Consider the following 19408-nt stretch of genomic DNA (forward strand, 5'->3'; position numbering starts at 1 on the left):
GCTCCCACGCTGTTTTAAGCGTCACGGAATCAACATGGGCGAATTCTAGGGGTCGATGCAACACCCGTGGTTATGTCGTGACCAGTAAATCCCGTAGACGCTCGGCCGGGGTGTCCCAATCCAACGTTTTACGTGGCCGGCTGTTGAGCTCCTGGGCGACATGCTCCAGATCCTCCAGCCCATAAACACCTAAATCGGTGCTCTTGGGGAAGTACTGACGCAGCAGCCCGTTGGTGTTCTCATTGGACCCGCGCTGCCAGGGGCTATGTGGATCGCAGAAGTAGACATCCATGTCGGTCGCGACGCTGAAAGCCAGGTGTTTGGCCATCTCCGACCCCTGATCCCACGTCAGCGAACCACGCAAGTGTTCGGGCAGGGTGAGCATTGCTTCGATGAGCCCGTCACGCACCGATGCGGCCGTGTGATCCACCGGTAGATGTATCAGCATCACGTAGCGGGTGGTGCGTTCCACCAGGGTCCCGATCGCCGAGCCACTGTGCGCCCCGATGATCAGGTCCCCTTCCCAATGCCCGGGCACGGCACGGTCCTCAACCTCTGCCGGGCGCTCAGAAATATTGACCATTGGATCCCGGAAACGCTCCGTACGCTCCCGGGGATTCTTGTGCTTTTTGCGTCGGGTACGCCCGGTACGCAGGGCCGATTTCACCTCCAGGCTTAGCCCACCACGGGCCTGAAGATAGAGGGCCTGATAGATCGTTTCGTGGCTCACGCGCATGGAGGGGTCATCGGGGAACTCCTTGATCAACAAGTTCGAAATCTGCTCCGGGGACCAGTGCTTACGTAGCTTGGCAAGCACGTAATCACGCAGTTCTCCCGGCGCTGCCAGCTTACTGGGCTTGGGCCGCTGGCGCTGGGCGGTGGAGGTTCGCTGGGCGGTGTAGGGGCGGTATCCCAACACAGGGTGGGAGTTGCGCTTGATCTCCCGGCCAATCGAGCTGGGGCTACGCCCCAGCTCCCGGGCGATGGCCCGCTGCGAGGCACCGGCTTGGAGCATGTCCCGAATCGTTTCGCGCTCGGGCAGCGACAGGTAGCGGGTGCTGTTCGTGGCTTCGAGGACCTCCAATGGAATCTCGGGGATCAGCGCAGGTTCCAGGTTCCCGGGGTCGAGGCTGGCCGGTGAATCGGGCACCCGAACCCCTAAAACGGGCAAGCAGGTTTCGAGCGCAGGTGTTTCGCAGACGAGTGTGGTCACCTCCTGTTTATACGCGTCTGATGAAAGGTTTGGGGTATCAAGACGATCTATGACCGGCATCAGTGCCTGTTCCCAGCGGGCTGCATTCTTCCGCTTTGCGCCCGTGGCGGCTACGGCTGTCTTCTGGGGCATGCCCTCACGGCGTAGTGCCAAGTATTGATCGCGTTGACCCGAGAGCCGGGGGATGTTGCGGATCCCGGCGGCCCTGGCCCAACTGGCGCCTTGGCTGGGTTCCACGCCCACCTCCCGGGCGGCGACGGTGACGCTTCCCACGCGCGCCAGTGCGGTGAGGAACCCCTCGCGCAAGGGTTTGAGTTCCTGTTCTCTGGCGCTCAGGGCGCGCTGGGGCCTGCGGGTGACCGCCTTGATGGAATAGGCCCAGTTGAATGCAGTTTGGACGTTGATCCCCAGCTGCCGTGCAGCATTGGCGACGTTGTTCAGGCGGTCGTGCAGGACGAAGAACTCCTCGCGCTGCGCGGGGGTGTATTCCTGTCCCGGGGGCTGGGCAGTGGTGCGGGACCACATGGTGCAAGTGGCACGGTTGAAGCCCAGTTCCCGGGCTGCGGCCGCGATGGTGCCCAGACGGTCCAGCGCCTCGAAGAACGCGGTCTTATCTTGGGGTGTGTGGTGCCGGTTGGGGCGCTTAGCCGGTGCCGGGGGTGTGGAGGCTGTTTTTCCCCTTAAGGAAGCATTATTTGATGGTGAGGGTGCGGTGTTCATGGTTGTTGCATCTCCCGAGGGATTCGGGGGTGTTGCAACGATCACTAGAACTCAAGATGACATCGGCAGAAGTGAAGGCAAGCAGCGGCTAAGCCCATGGGAAAACACCTAGGAAGTGTGACGCGCAACATATATTCTTGCGGTTAAGCGCAAAGTTTTTACCGGTTGAACCGGTCAGTCGATCTTGGAGGTTTTGATGCAGTCAACCGTTCTATCCCCGGCAGATTTAGGGATCACCCACCCGCTGGACATGCTCACCGCGCAGGAAATCAATGCCGCGCGACAGATCCTCATCGATTCCGGCAAGATAGGAACCGGCACCCGGATTCCACGCCTGCTCCCGGTGGAACCCGATAAGGATTTGCTCTCCAGGTTCACTCCGGGCCAGACCGACTTCGACCGTTCCGTGCGTGTGACCCTGTTGGAGCCCTCCACCGGCGAGGCGGCCGAGGCAGTGGTCTCCGTGACCTCCGGTAGCGTGACCGGCTACCGCGTCCTGCCCACCGGGGAGCACCCGTTCGGCCAGCCGCAGTACCTTTTCGAGGAATACGAGCAGGCACAGGCCATTGCCAAGGCCGACCCGCGATGGCAGGCCGCCATGGCCAGGCGCGGCATCATCGACACGACCCACACCTTCCTCTCGCCACTGGCGCCGGGCTTTTTCCCCCGCGAGGGAGAAACCGGACGCCGCATGATCCGTTCATTGACCTTCCACCGCAACTTCGAGGGTGATAATGCGTGGGCGCACCCGGTGGAGGGCCTGATCTGCCACACCGACCTGACCGCCGGCATCGTCACGCGTGTGGAAGACGACTACGAGCACAGCGAGCCAGTCCCCATCCCGATGGAAAACAGGCTCTATGACCCCGAAAGCGTCGGGCCTGCCCGCACCTCGCTGAAACCACTGGAAATCACGCAGCCCGAGGGTCCCTCGTTCATCGTCGATGGAACCCACGTGACCTGGGAGAACTGGAAGCTGCGCATCGGTTTCAACGCCCAGGACGGGCTGGTGCTGAACCAGGTCAGTTTCCGTGACGGGGAAGAAGACCGGATGGTGCTGCACCGGGCCTCCGTACCCGAAATGGTCGTCCCCTACGGGGATACCAGCAATACTCGGTTCTGGATCAGCTACTTCGACGCCGGAGAATACCTGCTGGGCAAGAATGCGAACTCGCTGAAGCTGGGCTGCGACTGCCTGGGCGTCATCGAGTACTTCGATGCGTTCGTCGCCGGCGACCACGGTGAAGCGGTGAAGATCCCCAATGCCGTGTGCATGCATGAAGAGGACTACGGAGTGCTGTGGAAGCACTCCGAGTTCGGTGAAACGCCGCAGGTCCGCCGCTCCCGCCGACTGGTGATCTCCTATTTCGCCACCATTGGAAACTATGACTACGGGTTCTTCTGGTACTTCTACCTCGATGGATCGATCCAGATGGAAGCCAAGGCCACCGGGATCGTCTACACCGGGGGGTGCTTCCCCGGTCATCCCAACCGCCATGCCCCGGAAATCGCCCCCGGCGTGATTGCCCCGGTACACCAGCACATCTTCTGCGCCCGGCTCGATGTCGCCGTGGACGGGGACGCGAACACGGTCCAGGAGCAGAACATCGTGGGCATCCCCATGGGGCCGGAAAACCCTTATGGGAATGCCTTCACCTGGGAACGCACGACGATGTCCAAGGAGTTGGACGCCGTGCGCGATGCCAACCCGGAATCCGGGCGCAGCTGGTTCGTCACCAACCCGAACCGGCTGAACTATGTCGGGGAACCCACCGCATATCAGCTCCTGCCCATGCCCGGTCCCCGGCTCATGGCCCAGGAGGGATCCTCGGCCTGGAACCGGGCGCAATTCGCCACCCACCACATGTGGGTCACCAAGAACGAGGACAGCGAACGCTTCCCGGCCGGCGACTACCCGAACCAGCATGCCGGGGATGGCATCGGCGAATGGGTCAAGCAGAACCGTGACATCGAGAACACCGACATCGTGCTGTGGCACTCCTTCGGGCCCACCCACATCCCGCGGACCGAGGACTGGCCGGTCATGCCGGTGGACTACAGCGGATTCTGGTTCAAGCCCCATGGCTTCCTGGACCAGAACCCGGCCATGGACCTTCCCGACTGGAGTTCGCGCCCAACCGCGGAACCGGACGTGGCGCACCAGCCGCAGGACGCGGGGGAGTGCTGCCACTAGGAAGCAGAACAGCATGAGGGGGGTGGGCGTCGGCGGAGGACTCTGCTGATGCCCACCCGTCCATCGGGGTATCAAGGAGGAAGCCAATGACCACTGCACATGCGCTGCTGGCTGAAGGAATGCTCGTATTTACCGGGCTGGGCACGGCGTGTTGCTGGTGGGCCGAGAAGGTCCGAACCCTCGGGGGCCTGCGGGACCGGATCGTTCTACTCGGCAGGGGAAGGCGCAGCTTCCCGAAGCCGGCGCTACCGACCCGAGCCACCTGGTGGATGGTGTTGATGACACTGGCGATGGCCGACCTTGCCCAAGGTGAAGGTGGTGCCGTGCCGGGAGTTCTCTGGGGCTTGATCCTGATACTTGCCGCGCCCGTCTCCATCGGCCTGGAACGCATGCTTAACGGTGCGCAGCTGCGCGATGGCATGGCGCTGCACCGGTCCCTGTGCATGATTGCCATGGGCGTCTGCATGCTTTTCCTCCACTGCGGACCCGTGGCGCCGCAACCTGCTAGCCATCATGGTGGAGCGGGGACCGCAATGGTGATTCCGGTGCTGGTCGTTCTCGGCGCCTACGCCGCCTATTCGCTGAGATGCGGAATCCAGCTGGCGCATGGTGCCCGGCGGGATTCCAGAGGTTATGCGCAGGGCGGGGAGATGGCTTGCGGCGCGGTGGCGCTGCTGTGCATGCTGGCAATGTCCGGTCACTGATGAGTCGCCAAGCTGTGCCCTGCGGGACACCGGTCGGAGCCGGATCCTGGGGTAAGTCCCGGCAGGTTTTCCTGCGGGTCAGTGCGCGGGGGGCAGTTCTAGGTCAAGACCCGGCCTTCGGGATGCGCCGGGGTGGGCAGTATTTCCTCCATGATCTCCAGCAGCCGCCCGGTGGCCGGGTTGGGGTGTGTGTGCCAGGCGATGACGGCGGCAAGATACCGTTGTTCGCCGGCAAGTTCCCGGTAGACCAGGCCCGAGGTGGAGATGTGCTGGACCGAGGATACCGTCAAGGTCACGCCCACACCGGCGGCAACGAGCCCGAGAATGGCGTAGGAATCCGGGGCCTCCTGCGCAATGCGCGGAATGAACCCGGCCTCGCGCGCCAAGCGGATCCCCGCGTCCCTGACGGTGGATCCTCGGGTGGCTGGAAACATCACCCAGGGCTCCGCTGCGAGGTCGGCCAGCTTGATCTCCTTGCGCTTGGCCAGCGGATGGTCCGCGGGCATCGCGACCAGAATGCGTTCGTAGGTAAAGACGCGGGATTCGACGCCCGGGTGTTTCAGCGGTAGCCGGGAGAATCCGATGTCCAGCTCCCCGGCGGCAATCATCCCGGGGGTGAAACCCGCGTAGATCATCGATTCCAGGCTCAGCTCGATACCGGGTTCCCGGGTGCGCAGTACCCGGGCAATCGGCGGAAGCACCTCGCGGCTGCTGGCTCCGGCATATCCCACGCGGACGCGGCCAATGATCCCGGGTCCCTCGAGTCGGGCACCGAGCTCCACCTGGCGGGCCTGCGATAACATCTCCCGGGCCGGTATGAGGATCGCTGCCCCTTGTGGGGTCAGTGCCACGGTCCGGGTACTGCGGTCAAAGAGCGGTGCGCCTAGGTCGTCCTCGAGGCGTTTGATCCACTGGCTGAGTTGTGGTTGGGCAATGCGCAGCCGGCTGGCGGCCCGACCGAAATGCAATTCCTCGGCAACCATGAGGAACGCGCTAACGTGTTTGAGCTCCATGATCCGATCTTATAAGAAATCGTTCATGGTGAGAGAGCATTTGTTTATTGGACAGTCATCAAATGCAGGCGCATTCTGGTTAATGTGCCGTGGATCATGCCTCACTGTGTGGTGGGGCACCTGCCCGGGGCAAGATACCTGAAGCAACGGACAAGGGGAGGTTTTCCACATGGAACCTGCACTGCCAGCCAACCCGCGCTGGGTCAATCGGCCGGAGGGATCCAACTGGGGAGACTTCGGTCCGGATGACCATCTGGGCCGGCTCAACCTGCTGACCGTCGAAAAGGTCCATGAGGGACTGGCCGAGGTCCGCGACGGTAGGACCTTCGCCCTGGGCCTTCCGCTGGACCTTCCCGGCGGCACGTCGCTGAACCCGAACCGGCTCCCACCGGTGCTACGCCCCAACTTGCGCTCGGGCCATGTGAACTTCAATTGCCGGATGGATTCCGTCTACCCGGGTTCCTCCGACGTGATGAACGACGACTTGGCCGTCCTGCACCTGCAGTACTCCACCCAATGGGATGCACTGTGCCATGTCGGTTCGCTCTTCGACGCCGATGGGGATGGAATCCCCGAGCCGGTCTATTACAACGGTTTCCGTGCCGGCATCGAGGTGATCGGCCCGGATAACCTCGGCGATGCCGGCTTCGATACGCTGCATGCCTCCAGCACGTCCAACGCGGGGGTCTTGGGCATCGGAGCCATGGCCGAACGCCCGATCCAGGGGCGGGCCGTGATGGTGGATCTTGTCGCCCATCTGGGCACCGAACAAACCGTGGTCGGTTTCGAGAGCCTGCGCAAGATCATGGAGGTCGATGGGATCATCGTCGAACCCGGGGACATCCTGACACTGCATACCGGCTACGCCGACAAGGTGCTGCAGATGGCCGGGAACCCGGACCCAGCTGTCCTACACAGTTACGGTGCGGTGCTCGACGGACGCGATGCGGCACTGCTCCAGTGGATCACCGACTCCGGGGTGGCGGCCATCGCGGCCGACAACTACGCGGTAGAGCTCTACCCCGCCAGGCCGGCACCGGCACCCGCCTCGGTGCTGCCGCTGCATGAACACTGCTTGTTCAAACTCGGTGTGCCGCTGGGTGAACTGTGGGCCCTGGGGCCGCTGGCCGCTCACTTGCGCGCCTCCGGGCGCTCTCGCTACCTGTTGACAGCGTCCCCGCTGAACCTGCCGGGAGCCGCGGGCTCCCCCTTGAATCCCATCGCCACCACCTGAGCTGGATCCGTCCCCGTCCTCATCCCGTACGACCCGTATAGAAGGAAACCCGCCATGCCTGAATCCCCCCGCCCACGCATCCTGGTTACCGGAGGCGCCTCCGGTATCGGTGCCGCCATAGTCGCCCGTTCCATTGCCGACGGCTACGATCCGGTCGTCATCGACCGGGTTGGCGACGGTATCATCGCTGACCTCTCGGATGCCCAGTCCACTGCCGAGGCACTGGAGCAGGCGCTCGCCGGCGGGCCGATCACTCGTTTGGTGAACAACGTCGGTGCCGTCTTCCCGGCTTCGGCCCAGGATCAGACGCTGGCCGAGCTGGACGCGGCCTGGTCGTTGAATCTTCGCACAGCGATGCAGGCCACTCAGGCGCTGCTGCCGGGCATGCGCGAAGCAGGCTTCGGCCGGATCGTCTCGATCTCCTCCCGGGCTGCGCTGGGCAAGGAAATGCGCACCGCCTACGCCGCCACCAAGGCGGCCCTGATCGGAATGACCCGGGTCTGGGCGCTTGAGCTCGGTGAATTCGGGATCACTGCCAACGCCGTCGGCCCCGGGCCCATCGCCACGCCGCTCTTCAACGGGGCCAACCCCCCGGGGGCCCCGCGCACCCGCGCCATCATTGAGGGCATCCCGGTCAAGCGCATGGGCACCGCCGAGGATGTTGCCCATGCCACGTCCTACCTGCTTGATGAGCGCTCCGGATTCGTCACCGGACAGACGCTTTATGTTTGCGGCGGCATGACAGTAGGTCATTCCGGTGTCTGAGCGGCTCACCGGACGCGCCCCGGTTGCCGTGATCGGGGCCGGCAGCATCGGCGTCGCCTTTGCCCTGGTCTTCGCCCGGGCAGGGCACCTGGTGGTGCTTTCGGACCCCGATGCCGGGCGCCGCTCCGCTGTCACCGGCGAGGTGGCTTCCCGACTTGAGGCACTGCAACGGCACGGTCTGCTCTCCGAGGCCCCGGAGGTGATCCTGGAACGCATCTCCACCACGGCATCGATGGCCACGGCGGTGACGGGTGCCGTCCTGGTCCAGGAATGCATCCCTGAACTGTTGGAGCTCAAGCGCGAGATCTTCGCCGAACTTGATGTGCTGGCAGCTCCCGATGCCATCTTGGCCAGCTCCAGTTCGGCTTTGACTGCCGGGGCCATCGCCGCCGGGCTTCCCGGCGCCGCGCGCATCCTGGTGGCCCATCCGGGGAATCCTCCCTACCTGATTCCGGTCATCGAATTGGTGCCGGCCAGCGCCACCTCGGCACAGACGCTCGAGGCGGCCCGCATCATGTACTCGGCAGCCGGACTTTCCCCGGTGGTGGTGCACGGTGAGCCCGAGGGCTTTGTTTTCAACCGCCTCCAGGGAGCCGTATTGCGCGAGGCCTATGCGCTGGTACGCGACGGTGTCGCCAGCGTCGAGGACATCGACACTGTGGTCCGAGAGGGCCTCGGGCGGCGCTGGTGTTTCATGGGACCCTTCGAAACGGTTGACCTGAACACCCGCGGGGGCATCGAGTCCCACGCCGCCAAGATGGGACCGGCCTACGCGCGAATGGGCGCCGAACGCGGACAATCGGATCCCTGGTACCCGGAGCTGGTGGCCGAGGTTGCCGCGCAACGCCGCGCGGTGCTGCCGTTGGACCAATGGGAAGAACGGGTCGCCTGGCGCGACGAGGAATTGATGAAACGCCTGAACCACACCACTAAGGACAGTCATGAGTAAAAAGCCTGAAATCCGGACTCCGGCAGCGCCCGGGGTGATGCAGAAGATCACCGGTTTCTTCACCGAACTGATGCGCAAGTATTTGCCTGATCCCTTCGTTTTTGCCATCGGGCTGACACTGCTCACCTTCGTGCTGGCCTTTGCGATCCAGCACCAGAGTCCTATCGACGCCGTGGTGAATTGGGGTAATGGGTTCTGGGATCTGCTGGCCTTCACCACGCAGATGGCCGTGATCCTTGCAGCCGGTTTCGTGCTGGCCAACTCACCGGTCGTGGACCGGTTGCTTGATCGGATCGTCGCCAATGTGCACACGCCCAAAGCGGCCATCGTGGTGGCCACACTGGTCGGAGGCTTCGGGTCCTACCTGAACTGGGGCTTCGGCCTGGTCATCGGCGGGGTGGTGGCCCGTAAGCTGGCCACCGAGATCAAGGGGATCCACTACCCGCTGATCATCGCCAGCGCCTACTCCGGATTCACCATGTACGGGTTGGGGCTCTCGGCCACTATCCCGTTGACCATCGCCACCCCGGGGCATCCCTTGGAAGGGAGCATGGGCCTGATTGGTCTGGGGGAGACCATCTTCTCCCCGCCGATGATTGTCACCGCGGTCGTGGTCATGGCCACGCTGCCAATCCTCAACGCAGCACTGCACCCCAAGCCCGGCCAGCCGGTGCGTGAACTGGATCCAGCATTATTCGCCGGAACCGAAAAGGGGCCGGTCAACGACGATTTCTCCGAAGACACCATTGCAAACAAGCTGAACAAGTCCCGGGCCTTGTCGATGATCATCGGCCTGGTTGGCATCCTCTATGTCGTCCTGCACATGGTCCAAGGCGGCAAAGTCGACCTGAACCTGATCAACTTCATCATCCTGTTCCTGGGCATCATCCTGATGGGGAACCCGATCTCCTATGTCACCAAGCTCAACGAGGGCATAAAGACGGTCTCCGGGATCATCCTGCAGTTCCCGTTCTACGCCGGCATCATGGCAATCATGGCCGGTTCCGGTCTGGTGCTGACCATCTCGGGCTGGTTCGTGAACGTCGCTACCGCCCAGACCCTGCCTTTCTGGGGGCTGATCAGCTCGTTCGTGATTAACTTCTTCGCCCCCTCCGGTGGCGGACACTGGGTCATCCAGGGCCCCTTCATGATCGAAGCCGCCCATACCCTGGGTGCTTCGATACCGCAGACCGCCATGTCGGTCATGCTCGGTAATGCATGGAATGACCTGATTCAGCCGTTCTGGATCCTTCCGGCACTGGCCCTGTCCAAGCTCAAGCTCAAGGACATCATGGGTTACACCGTGGTCATGATGTTCTGGGTCGGTTTGATCTACATCGTCTCCATCCTGGCCTGGGGCTTCCTGGGCTAACTCCTTGACCACAGACGGTGGCAGGGTCCAACCGGGAGAAGACCTCCGGCTGGTGGTGTTTGCGACAGCAACCAACACCAGCCGGAGGTTATTTTCATGTCCTCCAACCACATCCCCGCGAACAGCAGATCCTTGACGGGTAGGCGGATGCCCTCCGAACGGTGGGAACTGCGTCCGATCCCTCGTCTTTTAGGAGCAGGATGCGCCGTGGGACATTTACCGTGACCGGCACGACAAGTGCCAGGTCCCCGTCGCTTCATGGATCAGATCCGCCCCGCAGAACTTTTTCGTGAGTCCCGGACCTACTGACCGTCGAGCATCTTCGAGGTGATGTGGACGGATGCCGGAATGCTCCACTTGGAGTTCATTACCTGGTAGTCGGGGCTGTCCAGAACAGTCCGCACGGCTTCCTGAACTGCCTCCTTCAAGCCGGTGTCCTGGCCAAGCGCCAGACCGGTGGGACTGGGCTGATATACCGGGCCTTCGGCGAGGACGAACTTTCCCTTGGACAGGTCACCCTGATAGGCCAGGGATACGCTGTCGGCCATGACCGCGTCCACCCGCCCGGACCCAAGTGCGAGGTTGGCGTCGGTTTGCGACGGGAAGTTCTGGACGCCGATGGGCTCCTTGCCTGCCGTGGTGCATCCATCATTGAATTTGGGTAGGTGGTTCATGGATTGGATCGAACCTTTCTGGACCCCGATCTTGTTGCCACACATGGTGAGCAGATCCATGCTGATGGCCTTCGGATTCCCGGGCGCGACGGCCATGCCCGAACCTCCGCTCATGTACTGGACGAAGTCGACGATTTTCTCGCGTTCCGGAGTGATGGAAAACGACGACATCGCCATGTCGTATTTGCCGGATGCAAGACCCGCCAAAATCGTGTCGAACGTTGCGGGCACATGCTCTACTTTCAGGCCCAGTGCCGCACCTACGGCGTCCGAGAAATCGACGTCATAGCCGATCATGGTCTTGTTATCCGTGTCGTAGTACTCGAAGGGGGCGTAGGTCGGGTCGGAAGCGACGCGTAGTAGCCCGGAGGCGAGAATACTTTCGGGAAGTAGCGCTTTCGCCTTCTCGTTGACGGAAATCCCCGCCATTTTGACGGGATCCGAAGTGCTCGTGGAGACTGTCGGGGCAGCGCTGTCCTGGGCCCCTCCCGCTGCGTTCGTGCAAGCGCTCATCGATAGTGTCAAGAAGATGGACGTGAAAAGGACGGTGGAACGTGTAGCCGTACGACGCATATGGAACATGGTTTTCCTTTCATCACCGGACCTCATTGTCCGGAATTATTTATCGAGGGTACGAAGCTGATCGTCGGGACGGGTGCGGGAGCGCAGCGGGGGAGCCGTTCCACTGGGATGAATGGGATAACACTTATAGCCCAGCCGCTTCAGCGAGCGTCGCAGGGCCCCTTGCTCGGCACCTAACCGCGCAGACCGGCGGTCGGGATCCACTGCGACCAAGCACTTCTTGGCTTTTCTTTCATCGGGAAGAGGTTGAGTCCAACCGTTCAGGCATAGTCAAATCTTGCATACCAAATAAACACTTAGTGAAAAAGATGAAGCATGGTCAAGCCACAATCGCTTCTATATAAGCGGAACTATTTGAAGATGGCACTTCGCATGATCTGAATGGTATACCAAAATATCAGCAGGCGTCTAGACATTTTTCGCCATGTGGTCGCGCCGCCCATGGCCCGCTTGACCCATGGGCCGGGGTCCGGATCCGGCTGGCCCTCGATCTGATGGACAGATCGGAGACCGCCTCCGGCAAGCACATGAGGCGAGCTGGTTGAACGCTGGCAATTTAGTGCCAATTTTGCAGCCAGAAATGCTGGTCGACCATGGCCGTGACGATGGAAACCACATGTCAGCGGAGCTGCGTGCCTGATGGCGTTTCGACGAAAGACCGTTTGACCCTTCCGGGGCAATGTCTGCTTGGTTCGGTATCAAGGGAGTGCCAAGGTTCGGACCTTAGGCTTGTGTTTTGACATCTCATGCGGATCTGGCCTATCGGCCGACACACCGCATGACTGGAAAGGTGAAATATATGCTCCAAAGTGAATTGAAGTTCGGTTCGAAACAACACGGTGGATCCCGTACACGCGGAAACATCATCAAGCGCCGATCCGGAGCCGTTACCCTGGGGTTGTTGGCCTTGGCTGCCTCGCTGATGTTGACCGGCTGCCAAGGTGCATCCACCGTCGCCCCGGCCCCACGGTCTGTGCCGGTCTCGTCGACGCCTCCGGCACTAACCCCGTCAAAGCCTCACAACGTGGTCGTCATTGGGGATTCGTTGAGCACTGGGCTTGGCACGTCCCCGAAGGATGCCTGGCCAAACCTGATCGACAACGATCCGTTGGAAGGCGCTGAACCCCTGAGCGTGCACAACGTCGCTCAAAATGGAAGTGGTTACCTGAGCGTCGGCAGTCACAAATCCACGTTTGGCTCCCAGGTACAGCAGGGAGTCGATCAAGACACCGATTTGGTGGTGTTCTTCGGATCGGAAAACGACCGGGGCTATGCTCCCGAAAAACTCACCAACGCGATGACGGACGCTTATGCGGCCGCCAAGGAGAAGGCACCCCATGCGGCCATGCTGGTGGTCGGACCACCGGCCTACTCGCACCAGCCCGAGGCAAGGCGTTTGAGTGTTCGGGATGCCGTTCAGGATGCAGCCGAGGCGGCCGGGGCAAAATTCGTCGACCCGATTGCCCAGGGCTGGATCGTAGACGATGTCGAGAACCTGGTTGGCCCCGATGGGGTGCATCCCTCGCTGTCCGGACAATACGATCTCAAGGCAAAGATGGAAACACTCATCGCCAACGTGTTACCGCAGTAGGTTTTCGACGCTAACGGGAATGGCATTGGTCCGCGCGCTGGCTCCCGGAACAGACCGGGATGGCGCTAGTCTCAGACCCCTGAGAGGAACGCCTGAAGTACGGCGTTGAATGAAGCGGGCTGCTCCATGCTGGGTGTGTGCCCGGCCCCTTCGATGACGGCCAGTGTGGAGTGTGGCATGAGTTCGTGCATGTGCACCGCGGCGCCGCCATCGAACGCGTCGTCGGCCCCGACCACGACTAATGCCGGTACGGTGACTGCTGACAGCGTACCGCTGAAGTCGCGGCGGGCAGCTCGTCCGCGCATGGCCGCCGCGGATCCAACGGCGGAGGAGGCGCGGATCATTTCCAGTACCTTGCCGGCGACGGCCGGCAGTTTCTCCACGTTGTAGCCGCCGATCATCAGCCCGAGCACGTCCGCGGCGTAGTCGTGCATTCCCTCGGTGACCAGGCGGTCGGCGACCACGTTGCGGCGGCGTTTGCCGGCGGCGTCCTCACCCTGCGGAATCGTGTCGACGATGGCCAGTGCGCGCACCCGTTGCGGGTGCGAGTGCTGGATTTCCATGGCGACCTGCCCACCCATGGAGTAGCCGAGCACCACAGCCGTATCGATGCCCAGGTGATCGAGCAGTGCCACCGTATCGGCAGTGAACTCCTCGGTATAGACGATGCCGGGGGTGAGTCCGGATCCACCGAAACCGCGCAGGTCTGGGGCTATCACGCGCCATCCCAGGGCAGCGAAATGCCCGATTTGGGGTTCCCACATGCTGCGGTCGAAGGCATGACCGTGAAGAAGCAGCAGCACGTTTTCCGAACCGGACTCAGGGGACCGGTCGGTGTAGGACAAAGTGACGTCGTTGATCTGTGCTTCTGGCATGGCGGTGGGCCTTTCGGTAGGGAACTCGGGTTTCCCCTCAACGGTAGTGCCGTGTTGATCTGGCGCCGCACATGTTTCACGGTCCGCCGAAGTACCTCCTCCAGGCAGACTCCCGCCGTCGTCTCTCGTAGCGGGGACGACGGCGGGGCGGTTGCTTCGGATTGTGGTTTCTAGTACACCAGATGCAGGGCGTTGATCCGGGACTTGAGGGCCGGATAGTAGCCGAGCAGGTAGCCGGTGGCAGTTGGATGCAGGTTGAACGAATCGGTGGGGTTCGCCGGGTTGAGGTACAGCCAGCTGGTTGGGGATCCGATTCCGTGGCCTTGGAACCGGCTGCTGACGGAGACGAACTGTGCGCTGGTGCCATGGGTGGCGGCGGCCAGCGAGAGGTTCAGCAGGTCGGCGAGGTTATTGAGTTGTTTGGCCCGTTTTGCCGTGATCAGCGGATTGTTTCCGAATTCGGGGGAGAACAGCCGCGGATAGCCCTGAAGCAGGATAGTGCCCGGGGTGGCAGCGTCAATGATGCGCAATGTCTTGTTGGCCGACTTGGCCGCCTTGGGCAGGGTCAGGAGCGTCGCCAGAATGGCCTGGTCGCAGAGCTTGGCGGTGCCCTGGGTGCTGCATGCCCCCACGACGGTGGACCAGCCCAGGTCGTTGCCGCCCAGGGTAAGGGTCACCAGGTCCGCTTGTGCGAGGTACGGTGCCACGGCCGTGGCTGCGGTGGCGACATCGGTGGTTTTGGCTCCGGCACAGGCCGCGTCAATGAGCAGATTGATGTGTGCCTGCGCTGCGACCAGGGTCACCTGGCTGGTGCCATTGGTCTGGTAGCAGCCGGGCAGTGGGCCGGCCACGATGGTGCCGGTGCCGAAACCTGCCGAATACGAGTCCCCGAGGTTCACGTAGTTGATGACCGGCGGGCCGTGGTGGGTGGCGGGAGGGGAGACCGCGGCGGAGGCTGGTGCAAGCCCGGTGGCGAGCAGGGCACAAGAGGCCAGGGCAGTGCCGAAGAGGGTGAGTAGGCGGAGTTTCTTGGTGCGAGCCATGAGGAATGGGCCTTGTCTGAAGGGGCCGGTGTGCCCGGTGGCAGTCCGGCCATAACCCGAACTGTCGGGTGGCTTGTTGCGGTGCACCTTGCGGTGCACCGCATGGTCCACCCCCGAGACTGGGCCATTCGCCGGTCGGAGATCCTATCTGGCCGGTGCGCTACGTGTGTGGTCTTTCCGTTGGCCACGCACGTAGTCACCATCGTAGGGTCGGTTCCGGCTCGAGGACAGAGGAAGAGAAGGTGAAGTTTCGGCTCAGGTCCACTGTGAGTGGAGCGAATGGAGTGCCTCGCGCACCATGGCGCTGCGGTCCACTCCGACAGGGGTGGCCGCCACCAGCGAATTGGTCGGTGTCTCATCGGAAAGTGGGCGGAAGGCCAGCGGCAAGCCCTCCACGCTCGTCGCGGTGGGCTGCATCAACAGCGAATAGGCCAGGCCGCGTCCGACCAGTGAATGGATGGAGGGAACGTTGCCAAAGAGCCAGCGGACGTTGGGCGTGACGCCGTAGCGGCGGAATTCGGCCAACGTGTGCTGCAACGCAGGTTCCAGGTTCAACAGGGCAGCGGGGTATTCGGCTAGTTGGGAGAAGCCGATCGACTCGCATGCTGCAAGCGGGTGATCCGGGCTCAGCAGGACCTGGCGGTGGAACTCATGCAGCACGTCGATGGCGCAGTCATCGTCGAACTGGGCCTCGTAGCCCACCGACAGCTGGGTGCGGCCGGAGAACAGGGCATCCTGGATCTCCGGGCCGGTGCCCTCGACGAAGTTCAGTTCCACGGCGGGATGACGGACGGAGAACCACTCGGCCAGATGCGGCACCACATGCACTGCGACAGTGGTGAACACCCCGATGGAGAGCCGGCCCGCCAGTTCGTCGTGGGCAGCCGAGACGGCTGTCCTCAACCCCAGCACCTGTTCGGTGATCAGCCTGGCCCGGGTTGCGACGGCCTGTCCCTCGGGGGTGAGGAAGATTCCGCGGCCGCGCTGCCGCACCGCAAGAGTCGCCCCGAGCGCGTGTTCCAGCTGCCCCAGGGCCAGGCTCACGGCGCCCTGGCTGACGTGGCACAGCCGTGCCGCTTCCGTGACGGATTGGGTTTCTGCCACCGCGGCAAAATACTCAAGCTGCCGCAACGTCACTTCACTCATTAGTTCTCCTTATGACCCTCACTAGTTATCATAGCTAGGCAAATGTGATGGGCGCCACCACACTTGAAGGTAGGAAGACTTCGGTTCCGGCATCGGTGGCACCGATACCCCCGGAGAAGAAACAAAAAGGCCCGAAAGCGAGCACCCATAGTGTCTGAACCCCATGCCTCACCCCTGATCCCGTACGTGGTCACCCTCGGTACGGCCGGCGGCCCACGCTGGTGGAAGGACCACTCTGGCACGCCGCGCTTCGGCATCGCCACGGCCGTCGTCGTGGGGGAAACCTGGTACCTGGTGGACTGCGGCCAAGGCGCCGGTAGGCAGGCCAACGCGGCCGGATTGGCCATGGCGAACCTCGGTGGCATCTTCATAACCCATATGCATTCAGACCACACGGTGGACCTGCCCTCGCTCCTGCTCTTCGGCGCCTTCGAGCTGAAGAACACCCCGCGCGGACCGATCCCGATCGTGGGTCCCGGTGACCGTGGCAAGCTCCTGCCGCTCTCCCCGCGGGCCACCAGCATCCCGAAGCCTGTTGCACCGAATCGTCCCACCCCCGGGGTGGACGGCCTGGTCTCCGGCCTGTTGGCCGCCTACGCCACCGATTGCAACGACCGGATCTTCGATTCCCTGGCAGTCTCTCCGGAGGATCAGTTCGAGGCCCGTGAAATCCAGCTCCCGGAGCACCTGGGCTTCGACCCGGATACCGACGTGGCCCCGCCGATGGAACCGATCGAGGTCTTCCGGGACGAGAACGTCACCGTCACCGCGATCCTGGTATCGCACCACCCCACGGCGCCTGCCTATGCCTTCCGCTTCGAGACCGTCGGGGGATCGGTCACCATCTCCGGGGACACCGCTCCCTGCGCCAACATGGTCACCCTGGCCCGCGGCACCGACCTGCTGCTGCATGAAGCCATCAACCTGGACGTACTCGCGGCGCAGTATTCGGACGCGCAGATGCTGCAGGCCACCATGGACCACCACCGGCGGGCGCACACCACGGCAGCCGAAGCCGGGAGCATCGCGGCGCAGGCGGGCGTCGCCCACCTGGCCCTGCACCACCTGGTGCCCAGTTATTCGCCACCCGAGGCCTGGGCCGAGGCCCGCACCACCTTTGACGGACCGTTCTCGATCCCCGATGACCTCGAGGTCATTTCATTCGGTCCAGGCGCCCGCGCTGCAACAGCTCGGCCTTCCGCCCACGCATCCGGCCACTAGCATTCACCCTTCGAAAAACCGATAGGACAGTCAATGACGACCAAACAGAACGCTTCACCGGGCGATGCGGTAGGCAAGACGTACCACGCCAGTCCCAAGGACATGCGCAGAATCCTCCTCTCCAGCTTCCTGGGCACCGCCGTCGAATACTACGACTTCATCCTCTATGCCACGGCCGCCGGCATCGTGTTCAACCAGGTGTTCTTTGCCGGGCTGGACCCGAACCTGGCCATCTTCGTCTCTTTCGGCACCCTGGCTGTCGGTTACATCGCCCGGCCGCTGGGCGGGCTGATCTTCGGCAACCTGGGTGACAAGCTCGGTCGCAAGACCATCCTGATGGCCACCGTGGTGATGATGGGCGTGGCCTCCACGCTGATGGGCCTGCTGCCCACTACCGCCCAGGTCGGTGTCTGGGCACCGATCCTGCTGGTCTCCCTGCGCATCTTCCAGGGCCTGGCCGTGGGTGGGGAATGGGGCGGGGCCATGCTGTTGGCTTTCGAAAGCTCGAAGAAGGAATCCCGCGGTTTCGCTTCCGCCTTCGCCTACATGGGTGCCCCGGCCGGCACCATCGTGGGTACGCTGATCCTCTCGGCCATGTCCACCCTGCCCAAGGAAGAGTTCCTGAGCTGGGGCTGGCGGGTGCCGTTCCTGTTCTCCGCCGTGCTGATGATGCTGGCGGTATTCATCCGCATGAAGGTCACCGAATCGAAGATCTTCAACGAGGTCTCGGAATCGGCGCAGAAGAAGCAGAGCAAGGTCCCGGTGGCCGTGTTGTTCCGCGAGCACCGCAAGCCGCTGCTGATCGCCGTCATGTCGGGCCTCTCGGGCCAGATGGCACAGGGACTGATGGGTGCCTGGGCCATCTCCTTCGCCGTGCAGCAGGCCATCCTGGCCCAGACCGAAGTGCTGAACCTCAAGGCCTTCGGTGGTGTCTTCACCATCCTGGCCATCATCACCGCCTCCAAGCTCAGCGACCGCCTGGGCCGACGCAAGGTTCTGATCTGGGGCAACATCGGCGCGATCATCCTTGCCTTCCCGGTCATGGCGCTGCTGGACATGGGCAACACCGTCGCGTTCCTGCTGGCCATCGTGCTGGGCCTGAGCATCGTGCAGGGCTTCACCGCAGGTCCCTACGGCGCCTTCGCCGGTGAACTGTTCCCGACCAATGTGCGCTACTCGGGCACCTCGATCGGCTACCAGCTGGCCTCCACCCTCGGCGCCGGTTTCACCCCGATGATCGCCACCGCGCTGGTCATCGCCGGTGGCGGCAAGCTGTGGCTGGTGGCGGCCATGTGGATGGCGTTCTCGGCGATGTCGCTGGGTGCACTGGTCTTCGCCAAGGACCGCTCGGGCAGTGACATCCAGAATCTGGACGGAGACCTGGGTTCCGGAAATGCAGCTCAAGGGCCAACCCAAAAGCACGCGGCGGTACCTGTCAAGTCCTGAGGGACCACCCGTAACCCCGAGCACGCGCCTGATTTCCGCACATGCGGATTCCGGGCACGCGGGTCGATACAGCCGGACCCCGCGGTCCGTTCCTAGCCCTTGCCCTCCGAGGCTGGAGCTGAATCAGGGGCGATGCGCGGCATCGAGCAGGCCGATCACCGGGCGGGTCGGTGTTCATCTTTGTTACCACGACGCTGAACGCCGCCACCACGTCGTTGTTGAATCCGCGGCTGGGCACAGCGATGCTGAGGGCGTCGGCATGGATGTAGCCGTTGCCCGCGACATGACCATCCCGGCGCACCTGATCCAGCTTCCGGCGCAACGCCAGGGGCGGACTTCACCTTTATCTCGGTATAAGCGAAAAGTGCGTTGCCCAAGACCTCCTCCTGGAATGCGGCCGGTGCACGGGCCCGCAGCAGCAGTCCCCGCGACTCCATGGCAGTGGAGATAGCGCTGCGCACCCCGGTGGCCCTAGCCTGCCGAGGTGCGCAGCCGATCCGGCGCTGGCGTTGAAGGAACTGCTGCGGGCCAGGCTGGCCGTCCCACCCTGAGGCGGTGCACCGGCTCGGGACGAACGGCTCTGGTACGGGTGCCGGCACCGGCGTACAGTTCGGCGTGGGAGACCATCAACGGTCACAGGCTATCCCGGCCCGATGAAAGTAGGCA

The 19408-nt window shown here is 63.1% G+C and carries 15 protein-coding genes; 9 read left to right on the forward strand and 6 right to left on the reverse strand.

What is annotated here, in order from left to right:
- Window positions 1–70: 70 nt before the first annotated feature.
- Window positions 71–1345 carry an IS30 family transposase gene (locus E9229_RS09485; protein WP_456152387.1) on the reverse strand — a complete coding sequence of 425 codons (1275 nt, stop codon included), beginning with the start codon at window positions 1343–1345 and terminating at the stop codon, window positions 71–73.
- Between the two features lie 784 nt (window positions 1346–2129).
- On the opposite strand from E9229_RS09485, the gene E9229_RS09490 reads away from it, so the two are divergent.
- Complete coding sequence (locus tag E9229_RS09490) at window positions 2130–4127, forward strand: primary-amine oxidase (protein ID WP_183510959.1); 1998 nt, start codon at window positions 2130–2132, stop codon at window positions 4125–4127.
- An 86-nt stretch (window positions 4128–4213) separates the two neighbouring features.
- The gene (locus E9229_RS09495) at window positions 4214–4831 is read left to right on the forward strand and encodes a hypothetical protein (RefSeq protein ID WP_183510960.1); all 618 of its coding nucleotides are present in this window, start codon (window positions 4214–4216) and stop codon (window positions 4829–4831) included.
- Between the two features lie 98 nt (window positions 4832–4929).
- On the opposite strand, the gene E9229_RS09500 is transcribed toward E9229_RS09495, so the two are convergent.
- Window positions 4930–5844: a LysR family transcriptional regulator gene (locus E9229_RS09500; protein ID WP_183510961.1), complete on the reverse strand. Its 915-nt coding sequence runs from the start codon at window positions 5842–5844 to the stop codon at window positions 4930–4932.
- Between the two features lie 169 nt (window positions 5845–6013).
- On the opposite strand from E9229_RS09500, the gene E9229_RS09505 reads away from it, so the two are divergent.
- Genes E9229_RS09505 through E9229_RS09520 form a run of 4 tightly spaced genes read left to right on the forward strand, consistent with a single transcriptional unit; the run spans window position 6014 to window position 10164 of the window.
- A complete protein-coding gene (locus E9229_RS09505) occupies window positions 6014–7078 on the forward strand; it encodes a cyclase family protein (RefSeq protein ID WP_183510962.1) in 1065 nt (354 codons plus the stop codon).
- Between the two features lie 54 nt (window positions 7079–7132).
- On the forward strand, window positions 7133–7843 hold the full coding sequence (locus E9229_RS09510; RefSeq protein WP_183510963.1) for an SDR family oxidoreductase: 711 nt from the start codon (window positions 7133–7135) through the stop codon (window positions 7841–7843).
- Window positions 7836–8792 carry a 3-hydroxyacyl-CoA dehydrogenase gene (locus E9229_RS09515; protein WP_183510964.1) on the forward strand — a complete coding sequence of 319 codons (957 nt, stop codon included), beginning with the start codon at window positions 7836–7838 and terminating at the stop codon, window positions 8790–8792. Before E9229_RS09510 ends, E9229_RS09515 begins: the two co-directional genes overlap by 8 nt.
- On the forward strand, window positions 8785–10164 hold the full coding sequence (locus E9229_RS09520) for a short-chain fatty acid transporter (RefSeq protein WP_221184424.1): 1380 nt from the start codon (window positions 8785–8787) through the stop codon (window positions 10162–10164). The genes E9229_RS09515 and E9229_RS09520 overlap by 8 nt, the downstream gene beginning before the upstream one ends.
- A 302-nt stretch (window positions 10165–10466) precedes the next feature.
- Here E9229_RS09520 and E9229_RS09525 read toward each other — a convergent pair whose 3' ends face one another.
- On the reverse strand, window positions 10467–11267 hold the full coding sequence (locus tag E9229_RS09525; RefSeq protein ID WP_246380447.1) for an ABC transporter substrate-binding protein: 801 nt from the start codon (window positions 11265–11267) through the stop codon (window positions 10467–10469).
- Between the two features lie 1075 nt (window positions 11268–12342).
- Here E9229_RS09525 and E9229_RS19020 point away from each other — a divergent pair.
- Window positions 12343–13011, forward strand: a complete 669-nt coding sequence (locus tag E9229_RS19020) for an SGNH/GDSL hydrolase family protein (RefSeq protein WP_281369573.1) — start codon at window positions 12343–12345, stop codon at window positions 13009–13011.
- A gap of 71 nt (window positions 13012–13082) precedes the next feature.
- On the opposite strand, the gene E9229_RS09535 is transcribed toward E9229_RS19020, so the two are convergent.
- The 3 genes from E9229_RS09535 to E9229_RS09545 all read right to left on the reverse strand — a co-directional run bounded on the left by E9229_RS09535 (window position 13083) and on the right by E9229_RS09545 (window position 16075).
- A complete protein-coding gene (locus E9229_RS09535; RefSeq protein WP_183510967.1) occupies window positions 13083–13886 on the reverse strand; it encodes an alpha/beta fold hydrolase in 804 nt (267 codons plus the stop codon).
- A 170-nt stretch (window positions 13887–14056) separates the two neighbouring features.
- The gene (locus E9229_RS09540; RefSeq protein ID WP_183510968.1) at window positions 14057–14929 is read right to left on the reverse strand and encodes a GDSL-type esterase/lipase family protein; all 873 of its coding nucleotides are present in this window, start codon (window positions 14927–14929) and stop codon (window positions 14057–14059) included.
- A gap of 255 nt (window positions 14930–15184) precedes the next feature.
- On the reverse strand, window positions 15185–16075 hold the full coding sequence (locus tag E9229_RS09545) for a LysR family transcriptional regulator (RefSeq protein ID WP_183510969.1): 891 nt from the start codon (window positions 16073–16075) through the stop codon (window positions 15185–15187).
- 150 nt (window positions 16076–16225) lie between these two features.
- Here E9229_RS09545 and E9229_RS09550 point away from each other — a divergent pair, with 150 nt between their 5' ends.
- Both E9229_RS09550 and E9229_RS09555 read left to right on the forward strand, forming a co-directional pair.
- The gene (locus E9229_RS09550; RefSeq protein ID WP_183510971.1) at window positions 16226–17296 is read left to right on the forward strand and encodes an MBL fold metallo-hydrolase; all 1071 of its coding nucleotides are present in this window, start codon (window positions 16226–16228) and stop codon (window positions 17294–17296) included.
- 33 nt (window positions 17297–17329) lie between these two features.
- Entirely contained in the window at window positions 17330–18742 is a 1413-nt protein-coding gene (locus E9229_RS09555) for an MFS transporter (protein ID WP_183510972.1), read from the forward strand.
- Window positions 18743–19408: the final 666 nt, after the last annotated feature.

It is taken from the genome of Paeniglutamicibacter cryotolerans, from assembly GCF_014190875.1.
GTDB classification, from domain to species: Bacteria; Actinomycetota; Actinomycetes; order Actinomycetales; family Micrococcaceae; genus Paeniglutamicibacter; species Paeniglutamicibacter cryotolerans.

Coding starts and splice junctions, on each gene's coding strand:
- E9229_RS09485 (WP_456152387.1), bottom strand. CDS start 1,345: ATGCCCCAGAAGACAGCCGTAGCCGCCACGGGCGCAAAGCGGAAGAAT.
- E9229_RS09490 (WP_183510959.1), top strand. CDS start 2,130: ATGCAGTCAACCGTTCTATCCCCGGCAGATTTAGGGATCACCCACCCG.
- E9229_RS09495 (WP_183510960.1), top strand. CDS start 4,214: ATGACCACTGCACATGCGCTGCTGGCTGAAGGAATGCTCGTATTTACC.
- E9229_RS09500 (WP_183510961.1), bottom strand. CDS start 5,844: ATGGAGCTCAAACACGTTAGCGCGTTCCTCATGGTTGCCGAGGAATTG.
- E9229_RS09505 (WP_183510962.1), top strand. CDS start 6,014: ATGGAACCTGCACTGCCAGCCAACCCGCGCTGGGTCAATCGGCCGGAG.
- E9229_RS09510 (WP_183510963.1), top strand. CDS start 7,133: ATGCCTGAATCCCCCCGCCCACGCATCCTGGTTACCGGAGGCGCCTCC.
- E9229_RS09520 (WP_221184424.1), top strand. CDS start 8,785: ATGAGTAAAAAGCCTGAAATCCGGACTCCGGCAGCGCCCGGGGTGATG.
- E9229_RS09525 (WP_246380447.1), bottom strand. CDS start 11,267: ATGGCGGGGATTTCCGTCAACGAGAAGGCGAAAGCGCTACTTCCCGAA.
- E9229_RS19020 (WP_281369573.1), top strand. CDS start 12,343: ATGTTGACCGGCTGCCAAGGTGCATCCACCGTCGCCCCGGCCCCACGG.
- E9229_RS09535 (WP_183510967.1), bottom strand. CDS start 13,886: ATGCCAGAAGCACAGATCAACGACGTCACTTTGTCCTACACCGACCGG.
- E9229_RS09540 (WP_183510968.1), bottom strand. CDS start 14,929: ATGGCTCGCACCAAGAAACTCCGCCTACTCACCCTCTTCGGCACTGCC.
- E9229_RS09545 (WP_183510969.1), bottom strand. CDS start 16,075: ATGAGTGAAGTGACGTTGCGGCAGCTTGAGTATTTTGCCGCGGTGGCA.
- E9229_RS09555 (WP_183510972.1), top strand. CDS start 17,330: ATGACGACCAAACAGAACGCTTCACCGGGCGATGCGGTAGGCAAGACG.